This window comes from Candidatus Cybelea sp., from assembly GCA_036489315.1.
In the GTDB taxonomy this organism is placed as follows: domain Bacteria; phylum Vulcanimicrobiota; class Vulcanimicrobiia; order Vulcanimicrobiales; family Vulcanimicrobiaceae; genus Cybelea.
This window is the reverse complement of record DASXFZ010000008.1, coordinates 1-19,759: the sequence shown is the minus strand read 5'-3', so window position 1 is coordinate 19,759 and position 19,759 is coordinate 1. Positions and strand designations below refer to the sequence as shown.

Genomic DNA, 19,759 nt, shown 5'->3' with positions numbered 1-19,759 from the left:
GGGTACACTCGCTGGTATGAGTTGGGCGGCTCGGAAGTTCTCCGCAGGACTTGCTCTTGCCGGACTCCTGTGCCCTTGTGCGCGGGCGGCTGCGGCAACGCCGGCGCCGATCGCGCTCGAGCCGGAGAACGTACCGCCCGGTTATACCTTCGACATGGACGTCGCCATGCGCATGCACCATTTTCCGTGGCTGCGTTTTAACATGTCAGGAACCGGCGAGTACACCCCTGGGCAAAGTTATAAGGTCTCCTTTACGAAGACGCCTTGGTTCATTCCTAAACCACCGAGCGGCATGGATCTTTCGATGATCGATCCGCTCTTATGGCCGCAACACTATACCTACGCAGTCGCCGGAACCCACGACGGCATGACGATGTACTCGCTGCACGCAATCGACGACCCAACCCTGCAAGACGCGACTGTGGGACTAGGCCCACAGGCCTGCACGCGCACGATAGAGGCCAACTACACGAACGGGACACGCATTCACATGAAGATCACGCCGGCGATGGTAAACGGGTTTCTGCTGCCGCAGACGCTCACCGCCGATATCGATGAACCACACCTCTCGCTTTCGGCCGATGCGGCCTTCAAGAACTATGCGTTCAATGCGCCGCTTTAAGCGCCGTCAGCCGCGTTTTGGCGCGTTGACAACGCTCGCCGAAAGCGTCTGGATGCCTTTGCGCGAGATCGCGACGGCCTACGCTCGCCGCAAACGTCCGATCAGCATGCCCGATGCGCGAATGCTCGTCGTCCTAACCTGCCGCGAAAAGAAAGTGCCGCGGCCTCGTCCGGATGCGCTCGAGAGACTCGCCTCCGAACTCGTGCGTCTGACGCGCGAAGCCGTCGAGCCGCCGACTTACGGAATTACCTGATAGAAGGCGCTCATGCCGCCGTCCATGTGGTCGGCGACGTGACAGTGGAAGAGCCAGGTCCCGGGATCGTCGGGAACCATGTCGACGGTCAGCATCTGCGCGGGCATCAACGCGAGCACGTCGGTTCTCTGCTTATTCCATAGCACGGTGTTGCCGTGCCAGTGCGGCGTGTGGAAATCGAAGCCGTTGCCGATGTCGACCACGTACCAGCGCACGCGCTCGCCCTGCTTCATCGTGATCTTCGGGCCGTTTGCATAGATGTAGCCGTTGATCGAAAACTTGAAGTTGCCGTCGACGAAGCCGCTGCCGTTGAGGGTGAAGGCCCCGTTGGAGTCGAGCGGGATCGACTCGGCTCGCTGCGGTTTCTTTAGTTTCGGCGTGTACGTCGCGACGTTATTCATGAAGTACCAGCTCTGATTTTCGTTGACGATGTGGTAGACCGCTACGACTTCGCGATCGACGTCCTTGGGCGTGCCGTCCGGTTTGGCCATGCCGCGCGCGGTCACGACGATCGCACCGACTAAACCGCTATCGACGTCCTTCTGCTCGTTGACGTGCGAGTGGTAGAGCCAAACGATTGAACTCGGGTCGTTGGGACCGGGCCCGGCGCGTTCGGGAACCTGCCACACGTAGGTGTACGTCCGGCCCGGCGCGACCGCGCCGCTCATTTTGTCGGTCGACGAGCTGCCGTCGTTGTATGCCATGCCTTCAGCGTTCTTCTCGTAGAAGACGCCGTGCGGGTGAATGCTGTACGGGCGCGAGGCGTTGTTCTTGAAGACGACGTGAATCGTGTCGCCGACTTCGGCGTGGATGATCGGCCCGACAAAGCCGAGATACGCATCGCCGGCCGGACGCTGCTTTTGCGTCGTGAACGTGGCGTCGGTATATTCCCGATAGATCGCCTTGCGGTAGCTGCTGCCGATGTGGTGCGAGTCTTGCACCGCGTACGGGCGCTCCATCGCGTCGAGCGGCTTGCCGGTAACCTCGTCGATGCCGGCCGGCGCGTAGTTCCACGTCACCTCGTCGGCGGCAATGTAGTAGGTTCGCACCTGACCGACGGCGCGTTCGACGCTCGTACTGCCCACCAGTACGACTAACAAAAAGAAGACGCTGACACAAAGAGTGCGCATGGCTCCAAACCCTCCGTAGGTAGGAGAGTGCGCAAACGGGCCCGCGCTTCCTTCATAACTCTGAAAAGAAGCGCGGGCAGCCCAGCCTCATTTGGCGTTTTTTCGGCAACGCCCGCTTATCTCGTAACGATCAGGCGCACAAGTTTGCGCTCCTTGCCGGCGACGGCAACCGTTACGCTAAGCCGCTCCTTGAGCGCGCGGAGAACCAGCTCGCCGAGGTCTCGCTCGCGGCATTCGAAGACGCGGCGTTCGCAGCAATCCTTGAGCACGAAGCCGACGAAATCACCGAAGCAGTTGAACTCAACCTCGCAGACCTTGCCGGTGAACTCTTCACAGGTTTGGCTGCCCGACGGCTGATCGGGACGGTAACCACCAAGCGACGGCGGGATGCTGTGCGGGTCGCCGCCCAGCCCTTGTACGCGCTGGCTGATCTGGCCGATGTAGCGGAGCAGGACCGGATACCAGCGATCCGTTTTGGGCATGGCCTCGAGCCGCGCCTTGAGGATGGCCAGCGTTGTCTCCTCAGCCGGCAGCATCTTCTCGCTGGTGGAGACGGGGATCTTCACTTGAAATGAGCCGACAATGTAGCGTTCGTACTCCAGGCTTTCTCGATAGACATCGCGCTGCAAACTCTGCGCTTGCGGCACGATCTGCTCCGGGAGGTCGATGTTACGGCCGGCCGCTTTTCGCCGGGCGAGGGCGATTTTAGGCTCCTGCGGAGGTGGAGGCGGCGCGGCGCGACGCAAACGTTTACCGATACGCCGCACGACGATATTGAATTCCTGACCGGTCTTCACCGTTTGCGGCAGATCGATCGTAAACAGCCCGGCGAATCCCGGGCCCGTTCCTTGCGGTACCGGTACGTACGTCGCACCGTTGAAGGTCTTGACTTCGATCGTGTGCGGATCGGCGGCGGCCAGGGGGTGCACGCCGTACATCCAAGAGGCGAGCGCAATCACCTCGGCGCTCGAGACTTGCGGCCAGTAGATGCGCGCGGTGGAACCGGGTGGAACGTCGCCCCACACGATCATGAGTTCGTCTGGCCGCCCGGCCAGCGGTCCGCTCGTGGGCGGCGCGCCGCTTGGCCTTACATCGAAGGTCTGCGGTACGCGGTGCGCGTCGGCCGGCCCCGGGTTATCCGAGGTCGTGACCTGAAGGTTGCGCTGGGCCAACTGATCGCTGCTCTCCGGAGTCGGCACGCTGCTGCCCACCGTTCGGATCGGCGCGTTGTTGTACGCGATCTGGGCTACCAAACAGTGATGGGTCCCGGGGAGCGCGTCAGGGATCGGCACATTGTTAACCTTGGCGTTGGCGTCGTTGACGTTGAGGAAGCACCCGAAGTACGCCCACTGAGCATCGCTTTGCTCGATCGTGATCGTTAGGTTGTTGGCTCCAGTATTCGTGAAACCGCCGGTTTTGAACTCGGGATCGTTCGACGCGGCAAAATTCGGCTGCGCGCTCGTCGCAAAGAACGGGATCGTGTGATTGTCGGAGGGCGCCAGCGGCCAGAGCGGGTCGCCGCTCCCGTCGTTGTTGCTCAGATAGGTCGACGAGGGGTCCCACTGCGTGTCGGCGGTCTGCGTCCCCCAGAGCCGGAAGAACACCTTAACGCCGGCCGCCGCGCCCCCCGAACCTTGCGATCCTTTCAGGCGGACTCGGGCGATCGCGAAGCTGTAGTTGTTGTGAAAGGCAAAGTTCGCGAAGGAGAACGGCGTTACCGACGAGTCGCCGGTGAACTCGCCCTGTTGCTGTGGGATGACGTTGCTGCCGGGCAAGAACGGATCGACGCCGCCGGGATCGCCGTAGTTCTGATTGAGGTGCTGCAAGAGCGCTTGAACGTACGTATACGCACCATCGACATCGAAATCGCCCAGACCGGCACTGTTTTCGACAAACTTCGGCCCGCCGGGTACGGGAAACTGTGACGCGCCCGGCGTGGCGGTGAAGACGCGCAGGTCTTCGCTGAGCCAAGGCACCGTGAGCTTTGTCGGGTCCGACGGGTCCGCAATGACGTTCGTGAAGTACGGGTCCGCGCCGGCCAGGAAAAAGAACTCGGTCGACGCCGAGAGCGACTTGCCGAGTACGGTGATCGACGACGTAACCGCCGCCGGCGTCTCGCCGCTCGATGGGAAGGTGCCGAGCGGTTTTGCGAACTTGACGTCATAGGCGAAGACGATCTGTTGCGGGACCTTGGGATTGCTGCTCTGGAAGTAAATGTTCGGAAGCTGGGTCGAACGCGCTGCGGTGGTGCCGCCGAATGCGATCGATGGGGCTGACGGCAGCGTTGCACCGACGATGTTACGGCTGAAACCGTCCAGCGCCATGTAGAGCCCGTCGGGGTAGGCTCCTCCGTGATTGATGATGTCGAGGATCTCGTCTTGTCCCCACGTGTTCTTCGAGCCGACGAAACTCAGTACCCCAAGGGGCCACGGATCGTCGGTGTTCGGCCCGGGAATGGAGGCGGCCTGATCCGGCGGAAACGCTGCGGCTAATACGCTTGCGAAGTACGGAAATGGATCGGACGCGTCGCCGGTTAGGTTTTGATAGACTCCGCGCAGGCACGCTCCGTCGATCGGGTTGCCGCTCGAGTCGAGACCTGGTGCGGCGGCAATGATGCTTGGGATCGAGAATCCGAGCTGATGGAAGAGGTAGTAGATAAAAAGCAACGAGCATCCGGTACCCGGGCCGTTGCCGGGAAACGGCAAGGTGGAGTTGACGTAGTCCTTGCGCGCTCCGTAATGCGTCGTTCCGTCGAACTCGGTGGAAGCAGGGTTTCCGGAAGGGAGCGAGCTGTCGAGCCAGCTTACCGGACTGCCGGTATTGAAGAGCCCGCTCAGCCCGTGGGAGAGCTGGAACTGCACCGTTAAGAAGAGCGACAGGCCCTCGCCACAGCTCTCCTCGTCGCCGACGCCGCTGGAAAAACCCCAGCCCTTGTGCTGAGCCAACATCAACATCTCGGAGACCTCAGCCACGATAAGCGGGCGAATGGAGTTTGCGTCGCCGCTGCCGGGCTTGAGCGTGAGCGGCGGACCCCAACTCGCGCCGCCGCCGACGGCAGTGACGTGGGTCGGGATCGGCAGCGTCATCGCCTTCGTGATGTCCACGCCGGCGAACTGCGCCTGCAGCCAAGCGAAGTCGGATTCGCAGACGCCGATCACCGAGTTGGTGCGCGCGGGTTCGATGCCGCCGGGGCCGCCGAGGTTCTCGTCGTAAAAGAATGCGTAGTGTGTTGTGACTCCGCCATTTGTGAGACCGGTCGTCACGCCCCAGACCGCATAGAGCGTCAGATCCGTCGTCTGATTTGGAAAATTGAACTTCGAGTCGGCCGGCGACCCGTGGTTCGTCCCGCTGCCGTCCGGCGCCGTGTTCCAATAGAGAAACACGGCGCCGCTCCGCGAGAGATTGCCGGTGACGATGTTCTCGGGGTTGTTATTGGAATCGTTTTGCTCGTGTGGAGCAGTGGTTGAATCGTTACCGGCAACGTTGACGTTGTTGCCCGCAGCGTAGGTGTTAGAATCGACGGGGACCTGACCGCCGTCCGAACCGTTTCCGTTATAGATGACGTGCGCCACGTCAGCCTCCTCTGGCTAAGCCTACAAAAAAGTTGGTATACTGCCGAATTCTTGTTGACCGCTGACTGACGTCAGGGTCCCGTACTGGCAGCCTACTCTGCGTGCAGGGTGCGTTCAAGGTCCTTTTGACCTAAACGCGCTAGCGCCGAATGCCTGAAGAAACCGTTAACGGAAGCGCACCGAAGCGTCGCTTCAGATGACTTTCTTGAAAAAGAATCTCTTATGGCCGGGCGGGCAGTCGCCTAACTCACCAAAGATTTCGTATCCGTGCTTCAAATAAAAACGCTTCGCTTGAAAGTCGAACGTGTCGAGGTGAGCCAATGCGCAGCCCATCCGTCTCGCTTCGTTTTCCACCGCCTCCAAAAGCTTGGAACCCAACCCCTTTCCTCGATACTCTTCGTTCACCCACAATACATCGATGCATAAGACTCGCCAGCAGTACACGGTCGCCGTAATTCCGCCCAGCACATCTCCGCGATCGTTCTTAAAGCCGTAAGCAATAGGCGTGAAAGGCGCCGGCTGCGTAAATGGAACCCGCGACGAGTTGAACTCAACGATTCTTTCGCTAAGGCATTGAGCGTCCGTTGGGGAGAGCAGATCAAAAGTGCATCCTGCATTACTGCTGAATTCCGGGGTCATTCGTGCTCCCTTCAAGGGTTCGCTTTCGTTTGCCCTGCGTCTGCCCCGCCCATCCGCCCCGAGGACCGCACAGCATCTCTGAAAACGAGCTGAAAATGCTGCCGCAACGCCGCGCGAAGCCTGCCGAGGTTCACTCAAGCTAAACCAAAGGAATACCGGGCGCCGTGGCCTTCACGCAGGTGCGCTGAGCGGCTTCGTAGCCACGGCAACGCTGACGGGATGCGGAGAATCGCAGCCACGGATCGGTGCGCCGGGAACGACGTTGCTTTGGCTCTCAGCCCGACCCTAACGGTAACGGCGCTGCAGCGGTCAGCCGATAGCGACCGATTTAGTGGATAGCAATGCCGACCGGATCGGTGAGGCCGTTTGAAAGTGTTGGAGTAGTCTGCTCTCCATTGGCCGTATAGCTAGTCACCGAAAAAGGACCGCCGAGGTAGGTACCAAAGTTCACGACAAAGATCTTTCCATTCGGGTCTACGGCTATACTGACAGGATCGTCCAGCCCGGCGGTAATCGTCGGAGTGGTCTGCTTTCCATTGGGGGTATAGGTCCTCACACTGCCCCCCGCGACGTAGATCTTGCCGTTCTTGTCTACGGCAACGGCAACGGCAGAGCCTGGGATCGTAGGTTTCGTCGGCTTTCCGTCGGGCGTGTAGGTGCCGATGCCGCCCTGAGTCGCGACGTAGATTTTACCGTTCTTGTCGACCGCGACCGCCCGGGCAGCAACCGGGATCGTAGGATTCGTCGGCTTTCCGTCGGGCGTGTAGGTGGTCACGCCGTCTTCGCTTGCGATGTAGATCTTCCCGTTCGCATCAACCGCAACACCGGTGGGTCTGAACAGGTTGTTTAAGCTGGGCGAAGTCGGTCTTCCATGTGGTGTGAATGTACTCAGAAATCCTTGCCCGTTAGGCGCCGAGATCGTGACGTAAATCTTTCCACGCTTGTCGACCGTCACTCCGGATGCAAGCCTTGTATTGAACGTTCTACCTATCCGCTCTCCTTCTGGGTTAAACGTTCTAAATTTGGTAAAGAGGCTCACGACGTAGATTTTGTATGTATCGCCGGCGTTATTACGTCCGGGCTCCAGCGCCGCACCCGAAACTCCGAAGGTACTCGAAGTCGGTGCAACGTTGTACCCGCAGCCCACGAGTATTACAACCACCGCCACAACAAGAGCGAGGCGCATCAAGGGCGATAAATCCTTCACGTGTTTCTACCTTTTCAAAACGGCCCTGTATGCAAGGTAGCACGGTTCAGCATGCCGCCGTTAGGTCGGAAAGCAGTATGCGCAGCGGGGACCTGACCTATTTGCCCGGGACCTTCGGCCCGGTTTTAGGCACAAGACGGCTCGCGACGCGAAGCCGTCCAAAGCCAAGGGTTCGCGCATCCCATAATCGTACGGCGGGCCCCCCGACAGAGATTCTGAAGCGGAACGATTCTTGCGGCACCAAGCTTCCTCAAGGATTCGAGGGAGAAGTGGGCTCACCGGCTACGGACTTCGCACCGGCGACGCGCGCGCCGTACGGCGTACCCAAGCCCAGAACCGGATCCCAAAGGGCGGCCGTCGTCGGATAGCCGTTATTGCCTTTGAGGCCTTTGCGGAAATAGTAGCCCTTACGCTTGTTGGCAGCCGTGTAAAGCTCTGCGTTCACTGGGCCGAGCTTGCCCTTCACGAGTTCCGCGGTCAGCGCGAGCAGGCCGACGAAATCCGGGGACGCCGCCGAGGTGCCGATCGATTCCGTCCATTGGCCCTCGACATATTCGGTATCGCTGCTGTCGTCCAGGTTGCACTTCTGCGCCTCGCAGCTGTGGCCGCCCGAGCTGAACCCTTCTCCGCCCATGTGAACCGAGACATCGGGAAGCCCGCGCGCCGGCTTTGCGACGGCCGCTTTCTGATACGCAGGCCGCGGGTAGATCACGCTGTAGCCGCCGCCCGACCCCCAATAGTCGCCGCCGTTATTCGGCTTGATGTCGGCATAGGCGTCTTCGTGCTGGTACTTCGAGTTCGGGCTGCCCTTGGCGTACGACGTCGTGAGATTCGTGCCGCCCACCGCGAGCACGTAAGGGCTGACGGCCGGCCAGACCACGCCTTTTTTATTATTCGAGCCGCATTGCATCGCCGCGTGATCGCCGCTGGCCGCCACCCACGTGATGCCTTCGCTCAGGCCTTGCTTAAAGATCGCGTCGTATGCTTTAAGCTCTTTCAGGCCGTTGACGGTTTTAAATGCCAGCTCGCAGCCGCCGAAGGACGAGTTGACGACGACGATGCTCTTGTCTTTGACGACCGCGGAATAGGCGTCGTAGATATCGGAATCGCTGAGGCTGGGAGTGTCGAAGATAACGATATTTGCTCTGGGAGCCATACCGCCAGATTGCTGAACGTCGAGCGTAGCTTCGCCGGTACCGTCCCCGCCATATTTACCTCCGCCGTCGATTTTCACATCTTTCAAGCTTGGGGCGACCTTCGAATCCTCGGCACGAAAATATTCTTCGATATCCGATTGGCTGACCGGCGAGTCGATCACGATACCGATAGTGACTCCGGCACCGGTCGCATCCAGATAGCTAGGGTATTGGTACGCCTGTTTCAAGTCGGTCCCGAAATAGGGCCCGTACGGACCCTCGATGTTATCGGGGCGAAGGCCGCCGTTTGGGCGAGCGAGCTTCGAAAACACACGCATCGGGGGGATACCGTTTAGGCCGACGATCGTCGCTTCGCTGCTCTCGAGCAGCGGCGAGAGCGTCAGCCGCGTTCGCGGAGCGAGTGCTTCCGACGAACCGCTGCCGACCATTTGTAACGGCGTGCGGAAATAACGTTCGGCTTGCGTCTGCGTACCGGCAGCCGTTACCGCCTGGTCGCCAACCGAAACCGTGAACCCGGCTCCGGCCAGCTCGCGTGCCACCGCCGCAAGCACCTCGGGCTTGGGCGCAAAACTGCGCAAGAAATCGCGGCGCGAAATGAACTTGCGAAACGTCGGCGAGGACGGATCTTGCAAGCCCTCCAGCAGTTGCGTAAGCTTCTGCTGATCGCGCAGCGGCAGGGCGACCGAAAAACGTAGGCCCCCTTGTCGACCGGCGGCCGCGCCGGCAGACCCTACGGGAACCTGAAAGGCCGTTGCGCCGCCGGCGCCCGGCGGTAGTGCCGTGCTGCGCGAGCAGGCCGTAAGCATCGCGGCCGCAATTGCCGCGGCGCACCTGGTTTGCAAACTCATAGTCGCTCCTTTGTAAAGGCGGTTCAACGAGATGCTACCATCGGGGCGGCGCGGGCAGCATGGGGGAGCAACCCTACCTTTTCCGAAAAGCTTTCCATACTGGTGACCCGATCCGCGAATAATTGGGGACTAGGCGGCCGGAGCAACGGTGAGGGTCGGCCCCTCAGAATGAAGCGCGCGGTTCAGAGTGGAGACGGTAACGTGCGGCTCTGCGCGGCGAGATAGATGACGTCGGCAAGATGGAGTGCTTCGCGGTCGGTGCACTGACGTATCTGCTCGCGGCAAGAGAATCCATTGCTGATAATTAAGTCGTCGGATGCCGTTTTACGGACGCTCGGTAAGAGCACTAGCTCACCGGCCTTCACCGAGACCTCGTAGTGTTCGCCTGCCTCAAAGCCGAAGGCACCGGCCATTCCGCAGCAGCCGGCGTCGAGCCACTCCGCCTTAACGCCCATCGCCTTGAGGACGGCCGTATCGCCCGCAGTGCTGAGGACTGCCTTTTGATGGCAGTGCGCATGCACGGTTGCCTTTGCGGCCAGCTTTGGCGCTTGCCACGACTCGTCGGCTGCTAAAAACTCCCCGAGTAGGGTCACCGCTTCGCTCAGGCGCCGGGCGCCGGCATCCTGCGGAAAGAGGTTGAGCAGTTCGTCTTTGAAGACGCTTACGCATGAGGGCTCAAGGCCAACGATGGGCGTGCCGCGTTCGAGTTCCGGGCGGAGCTCGTCGATGACGCGCCGCAGAAAGAGTTTCGCGCGATCGAGCATTCCATAATCGTAGAGCGGCCGCCCGCAACAAAGATTCTGCAGCGGAACGACGACCTCGTAGCCCGCATCCTCCAACACCTCGAAGGCGTGTTGCGCCGTTGGCGCGTGAAAGTAGTTGTTGAAGGTATCGACCCAGAGAATGACGCGCTTGCCGCCGGTGACCGTGACCGGATTCGAGCGGTTCTTTCGGTGCCAAGCTTTGAACGAGGGTTCGGAAAACCTCGGAATCCGTCGCTGCGACGCCATGCGCACCGCGCCTTTGGCGAGGTTCGATAGCACCGGAGCTTGCGTGACGAAGTTCGCGAGCCGCGCGACGCGCGAGCCCAGGCGCGCCCACCACGGAATCAGACCGAACGCATAGGCCCAGACCGGGCGCAGACGCCCCTCGTAGTAGTGGGCGAGGAACTCGGCTTTGTAGGTCGCCATGTCGACGTTGACGGGACAATCGTGTTTGCAGCCCTTGCACGCGAGGCAGAGGTCGAGCGCCGATTTGACCTCTTCCGACCGCCAGCCGCCGGTCAATGGTGAGCCGCGCAGCATCTCGAAGAGCAGGCGCGCGCGGCCGCGGGTTGCGTGGCGCTCCTCGCGGGTAACGCGATACGACGGGCACATCGTACCGCTCTCATGGCTGCGGCATTTTCCAACGCCGACGCAGCGGTTTGCGGCGTAGGCGAACGACCCGCCATCGTTGCGCGCGAAACTGAAGTACGTTGGCGGATCGAGCAGATTGTACGGCGGCCCCTCGCGGAGGTCGACGTCGACCGGGTAGGCGTCGACGACCTTGCCGGGATTCATCCGATTTTGCGGATCCCAAACATGCTTAAAGGCGCGAAACGCTTCGACGACACGTTCACCGTACATGATCGGCAGCAGTGCAGCCCGCGCCTGGCCGTCGCCGTGTTCGCCCGAGAGCGAACCGCCGTAGCGGCGAATCAGTTGCGCCGCTTCCAGCAAAAAGGCTTTCCAAGCCTCGACTCCCGCTTCCGTATGCAGGTCGAAAGTCGTGTTGACGTGGATGCAGCCTTGCCCGAAGTGGCCGTAGAGCGAGCCGACGTAGCCGTACTTCTCAAAGAGCGCACGTAAGTCGCGCAGATAACGCCCAACGGCCTCCGGCGGCACGGCCGAGTCTTCCCAGCCCGGATAGAGATCCGGTAAGCCGGGCACCTTTGACGTCGCGGGGAGCGCTGCGTCGCGGAACTCCCAGAGGACCTTTTGATCGTGCGCACCGGTGATAATTTTGCTGTCGATCGCGCCGGCAGAACGCAGGTCGGCTTCGCAGACGCTGGCGGCTGCGAGCGCTCCCTCCATATCGCCGATGCGGCCGAACTCGCAGATGAGCCAGCCTTTCGCTTCGGCGATGCCCGGGAGAAGACGGTCGTCGCCGACGTCGAGCCGCTTGCGCTTGATGAACTCGAGCAGCAGATCGTCGAAGCCTTCGAGCGCAATGGGTCCGTGCGCGTTGACCCGCGCGACGGCGTCGCCGGCTTCGCACACGTCTGCGAACGCCAGGACGAGCAGGCAGCGCTTGTCGGGATTCACGATCAACTTGACTTTCGCCGAAAGGACGATCGCGCAGGTGCACTCGGTTCCGACCAGAGAGCGTGCGACGTTGAAGTGGTTTTCGGGGAGGAGCTCGTTGAGCGAATATCCCGAAACCCGGCGCGGAATATTCGGAAATCGCTCGCGGATGTCGGCTGCATAGCGATCGGCCAGCTCGCGCAGGCCACGATAGATCTGGCCGGTGCGGTCGTCGCGCGCGCAGAGACGTTCGAGCTCGTCAGGCGGTGTCTCGCCGACGGTTAAGCGGAGGCCGTCGTAGGTGAGGATGTCGAGCTCGTAGACGTTATCTTCAACCTTGCCGGCCATCTGCGCGTGCATGCCGCAGGAATTGTTGCCGATCATGCCGCCCAGCGTATTTTGCGCGTGCGTCGCCGGATCGGGGCCGAACGTGAGGCCGTGCTGCAGGGCAGCAGCGCGCAGGTCGTCGAGGACGATGCCGGGCTCGACGCGAGCCCACCTCTCCTTGGGGTTGATTTCGATGACGCGGTTCAGGTACTTCGAGAAATCGAGGACGACGGCGACGTTGCAGCACTGGCCCGCGAGTGAGGTTCCCCCACCTCGAGCCAGGATCGGCGCTCCGAACTGGCGAGCGACTTCGAAAGCAGCAGCGACGTCGCCGGCCGTTTTCGGGATGACGACACCGATTGGAACCTGGCGATAATTCGAGGCGTCGGTTGCGTAGAGGGCGCGCGAGCCGTCGTCGAAGCGAACCTCGCCGGAGATGCGGGCGCGAAGCGCTCGCTCAAGCCCTCGTGCATCGCCACCCCACCTTCGCGCCTCATCGCTCACGCCGATTGCGTTATACCGCCCGTTGGGGAATTCCCCGATCGTCCTTCGACTTCGGCGCTTCGCGCCCACGCTCAGGGTGCCGCAGTTGTTCCGGAGAATCTCCGCGGGGTGCAAGATACGATCGTTATTGCTCCCGATAAGTTTAAGGGAAGCTTGAGCGCAACTGAAGCGGCGCGCGCGATCGAGCGCGGTGTTTCGAAGGCGCGGCCGCAGGCGCGCTGCGAGCTCTGCCCGATGGCCGACGGCGGCGAGGGAACCGTCGACGTCTTCTTGGAGCGCGGCGCAATGCGAAAGGTGGCGCGGGTGCGCGGCCCGCGCGGTGCGCTTGTCGACGCCGCGTACGCGCGCACCGGCGAAACGGCAATCCTCGAGATGTCGAGCGCCTCCGGGCTCGGGTTGCTCGATCGTTCACAGTACGACCCAACGAAAGCCACCACGTTTGGAACCGGCGAGCTGATCCGCGCCGCGTTGGACGGCGGCGCCGACCGGATCGTGATGGGAATCGGCGGAAGTGCCACCAACGACGCCGGCACCGGAATGCTGCGGGCGCTGGGCGTTCGTTTTCTCGAGGCCTCCGGCGCAGAGATCGACGACGCCATTCTCGAGTTCGCGCGCCTCGAGTCGATCGAGCTCGCCGGGCTCGACCCGCGAATCGGAAAGACTACGATCGAGGTCGCCGTCGACGTCGATAACCCGCTGTACGGGCCGGATGGCGCCACGTATACCTTTGCCGGGCAGAAGGGCGCGACGCCCGCACAGATCGAGGAACTCGAAGAGGTGCTGCGGCACATTGCCTGCGTTAGCGCGCGCACGCTCGGCCGCGATGAGAGCAATGCCCCGGGCGCGGGTGCGGCCGGCGGCCTCGGCTTTGGGCTCGTGGCGTATCTGGGTGCGAAGCTGCTGCCGGGCGTTCGCCTCATCGCCCGTGAGTGCGGACTCGGTGAGCTGCTGAAAGGCGCGGCGCTGTGTTTGACGGGCGAGGGGAAAATCGACCTTCAGACACTGCACGGCAAAACGGTCTACGGCGTGGCGCAGATCGCCCGCGAGCATAGCGTTCCGACGATTGCGTTCGGTGGGACGGTGGATAAGGACGCCAAGCAACGCCTTGCACAACTCGGCATCGAGGTCGTCGGGATTTCGCCGGCCGGTATGCCGCTCGAGGAGTCGATACGATCGGCCGCGAGGTTATTGGAAGCCGCCGCGCAGGCAACCGTTTCGACCGCTAGCGGTGCGGGTATGCCAACGTAATGCAGATCGACACGACACTTCTACCCGTACGCGGCGACGACGCAGTCGAAATCCTTCGCAACGATCATCAGGTGATCAAGAGCCTGCTGACGGAGCTGACGGGGGAGGGGCCCCAAGAGCGCAAACGCGTATTCGAACAGCTGGTTGGAGTTCTCACGATCCACAACGCGACCGAAGAGAACTTAGTCTATCCGGCGATCAACAAAATTGCCGACAGCAAACAAGAATCGCAGCACCTCTACCACGAAACCGCCGACGCGGACGTCCTCGCGTTTGAGCTCGACGCCCTGCTCAAAGCCGGCGACGTCTCGCAGTTCGGCGTGAAAGCTCAGAAGTTCCAAGAGGCGGTGCTTGCTCACATCGACGAGGAAGAGAACAAAGCGTTTCCGCGGCTGCTGGAGATCGGTGATCCCCGGAAGGTCGAAGAGCTCGCAGAGGCCGTGCGTACCTTCCGCAAGTCGCTTCACTTCGAAACGGCCGTCTGACCCTGACGGCGAGCCGCTTTGAGCGAGCGTTTTAGCGTCTGATCGAGCGGCTCGCCCTTCTTCTCCCATCCTTCGACGAACCGCAGAGAGAAGCGCTCCTCAGACGAGAGACCGTCTGCGGAGCGTTTCTCTTTCGCGATGCGCTTTCGCCCCGGCAGCTTTCGCTGCGCCGTGTAGATTTCAAGGACGGCCGGATGAACGTAGGCCTTTCGGCAGACCGCCGGGGTATTGCCGAGGCGCGCGGCGACACGCTCTAAAGCGGCGGCGATGTTCGTTTTTGCATCGACGAGCTGCGCGGCCGGCTCGGCGAGCGCGCCGATGCACTCGACGGTCCCGATCCACGTACGAAAATCTTTTGCCGAGAAATCGTCGCCGGCGATCTCGCGCAGGTAGGCATTGACGTCGTCCGAGCTGACGGTCGCGACCGAGCCGTCTTCCTCGACATAGCTGAAGAGCTCCTCACCGGGAAGATCGCGGCACCGCTTGATAATGCGCGCGAGCCGCGCGTCGTCGAGCAGGATGCGCTGCTCCTTCCCCGTCTTGCCGCGAAAATGCAGACGCACTTGCGAACCGGCAACGCGCACGTGGCGCGTGCGCAGCGTCGTCAGGCCAAATGAGTCGTTCGTCTGGGCGTACTCCTCGTTACCGACGCGCAGCCCGGTGGCGTCGAGGAGCGAGACGACGGCAGCGAGCACTTTTCGCCGCGTGAGGCCGGGGCTTGAGAGATCGACGGCGACCGCCTTGCGAATCGCCGGCAACGCGTGGCCGAAGGCGACGAGACGGCGGTACTTCGCTTCATCGCGCACTTCGCGAAAGCGCTTGTGATAGCGGTATTGTTTGCGTCCGCGCGCGTCGCGTCCGGTCGCCTAGAGGTGGCCGTTGGCGATTGGCGAGATCCAAACGTCGCCATACGCGGGGGGCACGGCCAGTGATTTGATTCGCTGCAGCTCGGTTTCGTCGCTCACCGGCTTTCCGTCGGGAAGGAAGTAGGCGAAGTGCTTCCCGCGCTTACGCCGCGTGATTCCGGGTTTTCGGTCGTCGATATATCGCAGCCCGGCTTCACGCGCGGCCAGCGCAGGATCGAGGGATTCGGCGAGCACCTACTTACTATACCCAGATCGGGTGGTCAATGGCGGCGCTCCCGCTGCTCGGGTGGTCCGCCGGCCCTTTGCGCGCGTTAGTTATCGGGATCGTCGAAATTCGCGTAATAGTGCGAACCATCGCAGAACGGTTTGTTCTTCGAATGGCCGCACCGGCAGAGAGCGTAGTGCTCGAGTGACGCGCCTTGATTGCGCGGCTCGCCTTCGAGCTCGATGCCGCCGCGAACCCAGTAGCTCTGATTGTGCGACACGAAGATCTCGGCTTCGCGCGGCTCGCCTTCATAGCGAACGCCTTCCTTGATGAAGCCGAGCGCGCCCGAAGGACACTGCTTCACGATCGCCTCGATCTGCTCGGCCGGCGCACCCTCGGGCGTCACGAACGGCTCGCCTTTGACGTGGAAGACCGCGGGCAGATGTTCCGTGCAGTTGCCGAAGTGCGAGCAGGTGCCGCGATTGTCGAGCACCGTGAGTTCTTTGGTTTCATACGTATCGAGATGGTCGGGCGTTCGATCCGGCTTTTTGTTGCTGCAGAAGTTGATCCGGGCGTGCGTGCCGTCGCAGTACGGCTTGATCGCCGAGCCGCCGCAGCGGCAGAGCGCGAGAATCGGCCGCACGTCCAAGCTCTCGCCTTTGGAATTGGTGAGCTTGCGAAGGTTGCGGACGATGTACGGACCGTCAAGCTCCGGGCGGATGCTCGTGCGGTTGGCGCGGCCGTCGCAATCCTCGCGCACGGCCTGGGCGAATTCCGGTGGAATGAAGGGCGTGAGGTGTTCGGCGACCGATTCGAGGGCGGCCGCGGCCTCTTGCACTTGCTGCGGCATCGTCGCCTCTGTGGCGAGATTCGTCAGGCGTGTCGAGAGATCGTAGAGACGCTCGAGGAAAAAGATCCAGGCGGCTTTGCGGTGCGATAGCAAGCGCACGTTCTGAGTGATGCCGAAGGGCGGCCCCGCGGTCATGCCCGGATACTCAGGGCCGGCCGGCATCCGTGCGAGTGCCTCGCCGAGCGGACGCAGGCCGGAGGCCATCATTCGCAGCGTACCGCGCGAAAGGAGGCGTAACTGTTCTTCGGTTTCGCCGCCGTGCGCGAAGAAGCGCGCCAGCATCATCAGCATCAATTCGTAGACGCTGTTGAAGATTTCGGCGAGCTCGCGTGACGAGGCATCCGTGATGCGGTGCAAGCCGTCATTGGGGCCGGCGATGCGGGTGATGGGATTGACGAGCATCTTGCGGAAGGGCTCGAAGACGCGGTTCTCCGCCTTCGCGCGCTGCGCGAGCTGCTCGTACTCCTCGTGGATCGAATGGAATACGTAGAAATGCGCGTCGGGATGGTGGCGCGGCGGTGCTTCGCCCTGTTCGATGATCCGCTCGACGGCACGATGCGCGGAGGCGCGGTCGTGCACGCGGATCAGCTTGCGTGGGAGATCGAGATAATCCGGGCGCGCCTGATCGGCAGGATCGCCGATGAAGAGCCGCTCGGGGCTGATCGTATCGAACGCCGTTTCGATCTTCTTATAGAATTCGCCGATCGTGCGGAAGTCGACGTCGAACGGCTCGATCGCGTTCTGCTGGCGAACGATTTCGTCGTGATCGATCTGTGCCGTCGTGCGGCGGCGGATGTCGTCGCAGAGCGGACGGAGATGCACCGGAATCGCCTCGTCGGCCGGCATCTCGTAGCACATGAAGCGCTCGATCAGCTCGTGGGAAAGGGGTTCGAGCGTAATTTCGATTCCGAACGGAAACGCGGTCGGCGCAAGGGGAAAGTTCGCGCGTCCGAAATGGGGCGCGCCGCCGGCCGCCGTCAGAAGGTTAGAAACCTGCGCAAGGTGGAGCATCTCCTCGACCGCGACGTGCGCGATCTTCTGCTTCCAGCCGCGAATCGCCAACAGCTCCTCGTAGGTAATGCCGCCTTCGTCCGGACGCATCTTAATGGAATATCCGGCATACAAGTAGGAGCATGCCAGGTCGTGCTCCAGCTCCGACGCGCGCGTCAGCAAGTAGAGCAGCTCTTCACGGGTTTCGACGGGCGCGATGTGATTTTCGGCAGCGACGCTCATGCCGCCTTAACCGGGGCCGTGCGTGGGTGGGTTGCAGAGCCTCCACTCACGGCGACAGGCGCGAGGTCACTTAGGGCGGCGGTGGCGTTCTCGATTGAAGTGAGGGCCCGGGCCTCGCCTTTCTTCACCGTTTCGGTATTACCGCCGGCAAAGGCGATTTCGGGAAAACTCGTCAGCATCCGGTCCGGCGTGTGGCAGGACGAGTTTTGGATTAACCCGTCGGGAACGAAGAACCGGTGCGACGATGCGTCGCAGCCGCAAAAACACCTGCCCGGAAAGCAGAAATAGCGGCCGCATGGCGTACCATGCGAGTATGCTCGACGTAAAACGCGGCTCGCGAATCGGCGCCATCGTGGCGGTGCTCTGTTTTGGAGCACTCGACATCACGCTGCAAGGCCGCTACCGGCTGGCGCCGCGTGGCGCCGTTACCGCGATCGGCGCACTGTTGATCGTCTTATTGATCGCAACGTATTACGTAAAGAACCAGCGTCGCAGGCGACTCGAGTGGAACGCAATGACGCTCTGCATCGTCGCCGCGATGGTTTTAAACGCGGCCAATCTCGCCGACGTCGTGCAAGACGTTCTCTTCGATTCCGGCAGCGTCGAACCGACCTCGTTGATCCTCACCTCGCTGGCCATCTGGTCGGCCAACGTACTGGTCTTTTCGCTGCTTTACTGGGCGCTCGACCGCGGCGGCCCCGATGCCCGCGCGAGCGGTTCGGACGAGCCGGCCGATTTCGATTTCCCGGCCTACGCCTCGGCGCGCGCTCCCGCCGGCTGGAAACCGGTATTTATGGACTATTTATTCCTCGGATTCACCACGGCGACAGCCTTTAGTCCTACAGAAGCAATGCCCTTAACGTCGCGAGTCAAGGGTCTAATGGTAGTTCAAAGTTCGGTCTCGTTGGTTACAATTATTATCGTCGCGGCGCGCGCGATCGGGATCATTCCAAGCACCTAACCCGGACGGAACAGCCAGGCTCTCGATTTCGTTAACGGATTGGGGCGGTTTCCAACCCGCCACAACCGGAGGCCGCCCCAATAGCTTCTTCTTTGGAAAGAGAGTCATTTAGCTATGCGTTCACTACCCTGCGCGATCGGCACGATCGCCACAGCCGCCCTCTTAGCAGCGTGTTCGGGAGGCCCCTCCTCGACGACTCCGGCGGCCGATACGGGCGTCAGCTCTGCAATCACCCACGACGCGCAGGGGCATCTTCGAGCGCACTGGTCGCGGCGGGCCACGCTCATCCCCGATTCGATGCGCCCCAATCACGAGATGCCGCTGCACGGCGTTCCGCTGAGCAAAAAGGGTGGCGGTGGCGGCGGGGCCGGCGCCGGCGGCTTTTACGTCGGTCAGCTTCTGACGAGCGAGCTGCTCGAGTACGCAAATAAGAACACCGGGAATGCTCCGCCGGCCTGCACGATCGGCGGCGTGAGTCTGCCGCAAGGCATCTCCTCGGACGATCAAGGCGACATCATCGAGCCCGACGGCGGGACCGCAACGGTTCAAATATTCAAAGGCCGCGGCGAATGCGGACCCTCGCTGGGAACGATCAACGACACTTACGGCGAGCCGGTCGACGCCTCAGCCGCAAACGCGGTCAGCGGTAGGATCGCCGTCGCTAACGTCTTCGACTTCTTTGGTGCCGGCAGCATCTCGGTCTGCACGCTCTCCGGCGGCTGCAGCGCAAACCTCAGCAATCCGAACATGTTCGCCGTCTCGAGCGTGGTGATGAAGAAAGGCAGCGGCGATTGCTGGGCCTCAGCCATCGACGGGAGCGGCAATCCGACGTTGACGTGGTTTGCGGGCTGCACGGGCTCCGGGCAGACGGCAACCGGCTATCAGAACGGCTCCTTCGGTGGACTCGACATCGACAACAAGGGCAACATCGTTTCGCTCGACAGCATCTTTGGCACGGCAACGGTCTACTCGGGATGCAATCCGGCGTGTACCGTCGTCAGCGGCCCGTACACGCTGCAGGGGAACGCGGTCTTCGGCCACCTCAACAAGCAGTCGATGACCTTCGCCGCAGCAGACGTGATCAACGGACAGATCGACGTCTACAAATACCACCAGGGCACGTTTAGCTATTGGTACAGCTTTAACAACGGCCTCTCCGCCTTCAATGGAGTGGAAGGCGTCACGTACAGCCCGCGCTCCAGACAGTAGTGTTGTGAGTTATAAGTTCGTTGCAATAACACGAGACTTTTGGTATACTGGATAAGTGAGGAAATCCAGGCAAACCGTTCGTGGCCGACCCAAGCGAGACCTCAATCTTACGCGCGACGAGCGAGAACAACTGGAGCGTTTCGCGCGTCGTCCCAAGAGCG

At 61.8% G+C, this 19,759-nt stretch carries 15 protein-coding genes; 6 read left to right on the top strand and 9 right to left on the bottom strand.

The annotated features are described in order from the left end of the window. Positions 1 to 16: 16 nt before the first annotated feature. A complete protein-coding gene (locus VGG51_01145; protein ID HEY1881628.1) occupies positions 17 to 622 on the top strand; it encodes a hypothetical protein in 606 nt (201 codons plus the stop codon). Further along, positions 609 to 875: a hypothetical protein gene (locus tag VGG51_01140; GenBank protein ID HEY1881627.1), complete on the top strand. Its 267-nt coding sequence runs from the start codon at positions 609 to 611 to the stop codon at positions 873 to 875. The genes VGG51_01145 and VGG51_01140 overlap by 14 nt, the downstream gene beginning before the upstream one ends. On the opposite strand, the gene VGG51_01135 is transcribed toward VGG51_01140, so the two are convergent. The 6 genes from VGG51_01135 to VGG51_01110 all read right to left on the bottom strand — a co-directional run bounded on the left by VGG51_01135 (position 860) and on the right by VGG51_01110 (position 12,541). After that, positions 860 to 2,005 carry a multicopper oxidase domain-containing protein gene (locus VGG51_01135; protein HEY1881626.1) on the bottom strand — a complete coding sequence of 382 codons (1,146 nt, stop codon included), beginning with the start codon at positions 2,003 to 2,005 and terminating at the stop codon, positions 860 to 862. The two genes, VGG51_01140 and VGG51_01135, sit on opposite strands and share 16 nt — an antisense overlap. A gap of 116 nt (positions 2,006 to 2,121) precedes the next feature. Beyond that, positions 2,122 to 5,577 carry a hypothetical protein gene (locus VGG51_01130; protein ID HEY1881625.1) on the bottom strand — a complete coding sequence of 1,152 codons (3,456 nt, stop codon included), beginning with the start codon at positions 5,575 to 5,577 and terminating at the stop codon, positions 2,122 to 2,124. Between the two features lie 192 nt (positions 5,578 to 5,769). Further along, positions 5,770 to 6,216 (bottom strand): GNAT family N-acetyltransferase, encoded by a 447-nt coding sequence (locus tag VGG51_01125; GenBank protein HEY1881624.1) that lies wholly within the window; start codon positions 6,214 to 6,216, stop codon positions 5,770 to 5,772. A gap of 328 nt (positions 6,217 to 6,544) precedes the next feature. Next, entirely contained in the window at positions 6,545 to 7,423 is an 879-nt protein-coding gene (locus VGG51_01120; GenBank protein HEY1881623.1) for a hypothetical protein, read from the bottom strand. Positions 7,424 to 7,673: 250 nt separating this feature from the next. Continuing rightward, entirely contained in the window at positions 7,674 to 9,428 is a 1,755-nt protein-coding gene (locus tag VGG51_01115) for a S53 family peptidase (GenBank protein ID HEY1881622.1), read from the bottom strand. A 182-nt stretch (positions 9,429 to 9,610) separates the two neighbouring features. Then, the gene (locus VGG51_01110) at positions 9,611 to 12,541 is read right to left on the bottom strand and encodes an FAD-binding and (Fe-S)-binding domain-containing protein (GenBank protein HEY1881621.1); all 2,931 of its coding nucleotides are present in this window, start codon (positions 12,539 to 12,541) and stop codon (positions 9,611 to 9,613) included. 108 nt (positions 12,542 to 12,649) lie between these two features. Here VGG51_01110 and VGG51_01105 point away from each other — a divergent pair, with 108 nt between their 5' ends. Then, complete coding sequence (locus VGG51_01105; protein HEY1881620.1) at positions 12,650 to 13,789, top strand: glycerate kinase; 1,140 nt, start codon at positions 12,650 to 12,652, stop codon at positions 13,787 to 13,789. Beyond that, positions 13,789 to 14,274, top strand: coding sequence for a hemerythrin domain-containing protein (locus VGG51_01100; GenBank protein HEY1881619.1), 486 nt, complete (start codon positions 13,789 to 13,791; stop codon positions 14,272 to 14,274). Before VGG51_01105 ends, VGG51_01100 begins: the two co-directional genes overlap by 1 nt. On the opposite strand, the gene VGG51_01095 is transcribed toward VGG51_01100, so the two are convergent. The 3 genes from VGG51_01095 to VGG51_01085 form a co-directional block, all read right to left on the bottom strand. Next, the gene (locus tag VGG51_01095; GenBank protein HEY1881618.1) at positions 14,253 to 15,080 is read right to left on the bottom strand and encodes a hypothetical protein; all 828 of its coding nucleotides are present in this window, start codon (positions 15,078 to 15,080) and stop codon (positions 14,253 to 14,255) included. The genes VGG51_01100 and VGG51_01095 overlap by 22 nt on opposite strands. A 60-nt stretch (positions 15,081 to 15,140) precedes the next feature. Continuing rightward, the gene (locus VGG51_01090; GenBank protein HEY1881617.1) at positions 15,141 to 15,374 is read right to left on the bottom strand and encodes a hypothetical protein; all 234 of its coding nucleotides are present in this window, start codon (positions 15,372 to 15,374) and stop codon (positions 15,141 to 15,143) included. A gap of 77 nt (positions 15,375 to 15,451) precedes the next feature. Continuing rightward, positions 15,452 to 17,428: a ferritin-like domain-containing protein gene (locus tag VGG51_01085; GenBank protein ID HEY1881616.1), complete on the bottom strand. Its 1,977-nt coding sequence runs from the start codon at positions 17,426 to 17,428 to the stop codon at positions 15,452 to 15,454. Positions 17,429 to 17,741: 313 nt separating this feature from the next. On the opposite strand from VGG51_01085, the gene VGG51_01080 reads away from it, so the two are divergent. Together VGG51_01080 and VGG51_01075 are read left to right on the top strand one after the other, a co-directional pair. Then, positions 17,742 to 18,389 carry a hypothetical protein gene (locus VGG51_01080; GenBank protein ID HEY1881615.1) on the top strand — a complete coding sequence of 216 codons (648 nt, stop codon included), beginning with the start codon at positions 17,742 to 17,744 and terminating at the stop codon, positions 18,387 to 18,389. A gap of 114 nt (positions 18,390 to 18,503) precedes the next feature. Beyond that, a complete protein-coding gene (locus VGG51_01075) occupies positions 18,504 to 19,598 on the top strand; it encodes a hypothetical protein (GenBank protein ID HEY1881614.1) in 1,095 nt (364 codons plus the stop codon). Positions 19,599 to 19,759: the final 161 nt, after the last annotated feature.

Bases quoted from the DNA above. Each gene is read 5' to 3' on its own strand.
- VGG51_01145 (HEY1881628.1), top strand. From the start codon at position 17: ATGAGTTGGGCGGCTCGGAAGTTCTCCGCAGGACTTGCTCTTGCCGGA.
- VGG51_01140 (HEY1881627.1), top strand. From the start codon at position 609: ATGCGCCGCTTTAAGCGCCGTCAGCCGCGTTTTGGCGCGTTGACAACG.
- VGG51_01135 (HEY1881626.1), bottom strand. From the start codon at position 2,005: ATGCGCACTCTTTGTGTCAGCGTCTTCTTTTTGTTAGTCGTACTGGTG.
- VGG51_01125 (HEY1881624.1), bottom strand. From the start codon at position 6,216: ATGACCCCGGAATTCAGCAGTAATGCAGGATGCACTTTTGATCTGCTC.
- VGG51_01115 (HEY1881622.1), bottom strand. From the start codon at position 9,428: ATGAGTTTGCAAACCAGGTGCGCCGCGGCAATTGCGGCCGCGATGCTT.
- VGG51_01100 (HEY1881619.1), top strand. From the start codon at position 13,789: ATGCAGATCGACACGACACTTCTACCCGTACGCGGCGACGACGCAGTC.
- VGG51_01085 (HEY1881616.1), bottom strand. From the start codon at position 17,428: ATGAGCGTCGCTGCCGAAAATCACATCGCGCCCGTCGAAACCCGTGAA.
- VGG51_01080 (HEY1881615.1), top strand. From the start codon at position 17,742: ATGCTCGACGTAAAACGCGGCTCGCGAATCGGCGCCATCGTGGCGGTG.
- VGG51_01075 (HEY1881614.1), top strand. From the start codon at position 18,504: ATGCGTTCACTACCCTGCGCGATCGGCACGATCGCCACAGCCGCCCTC.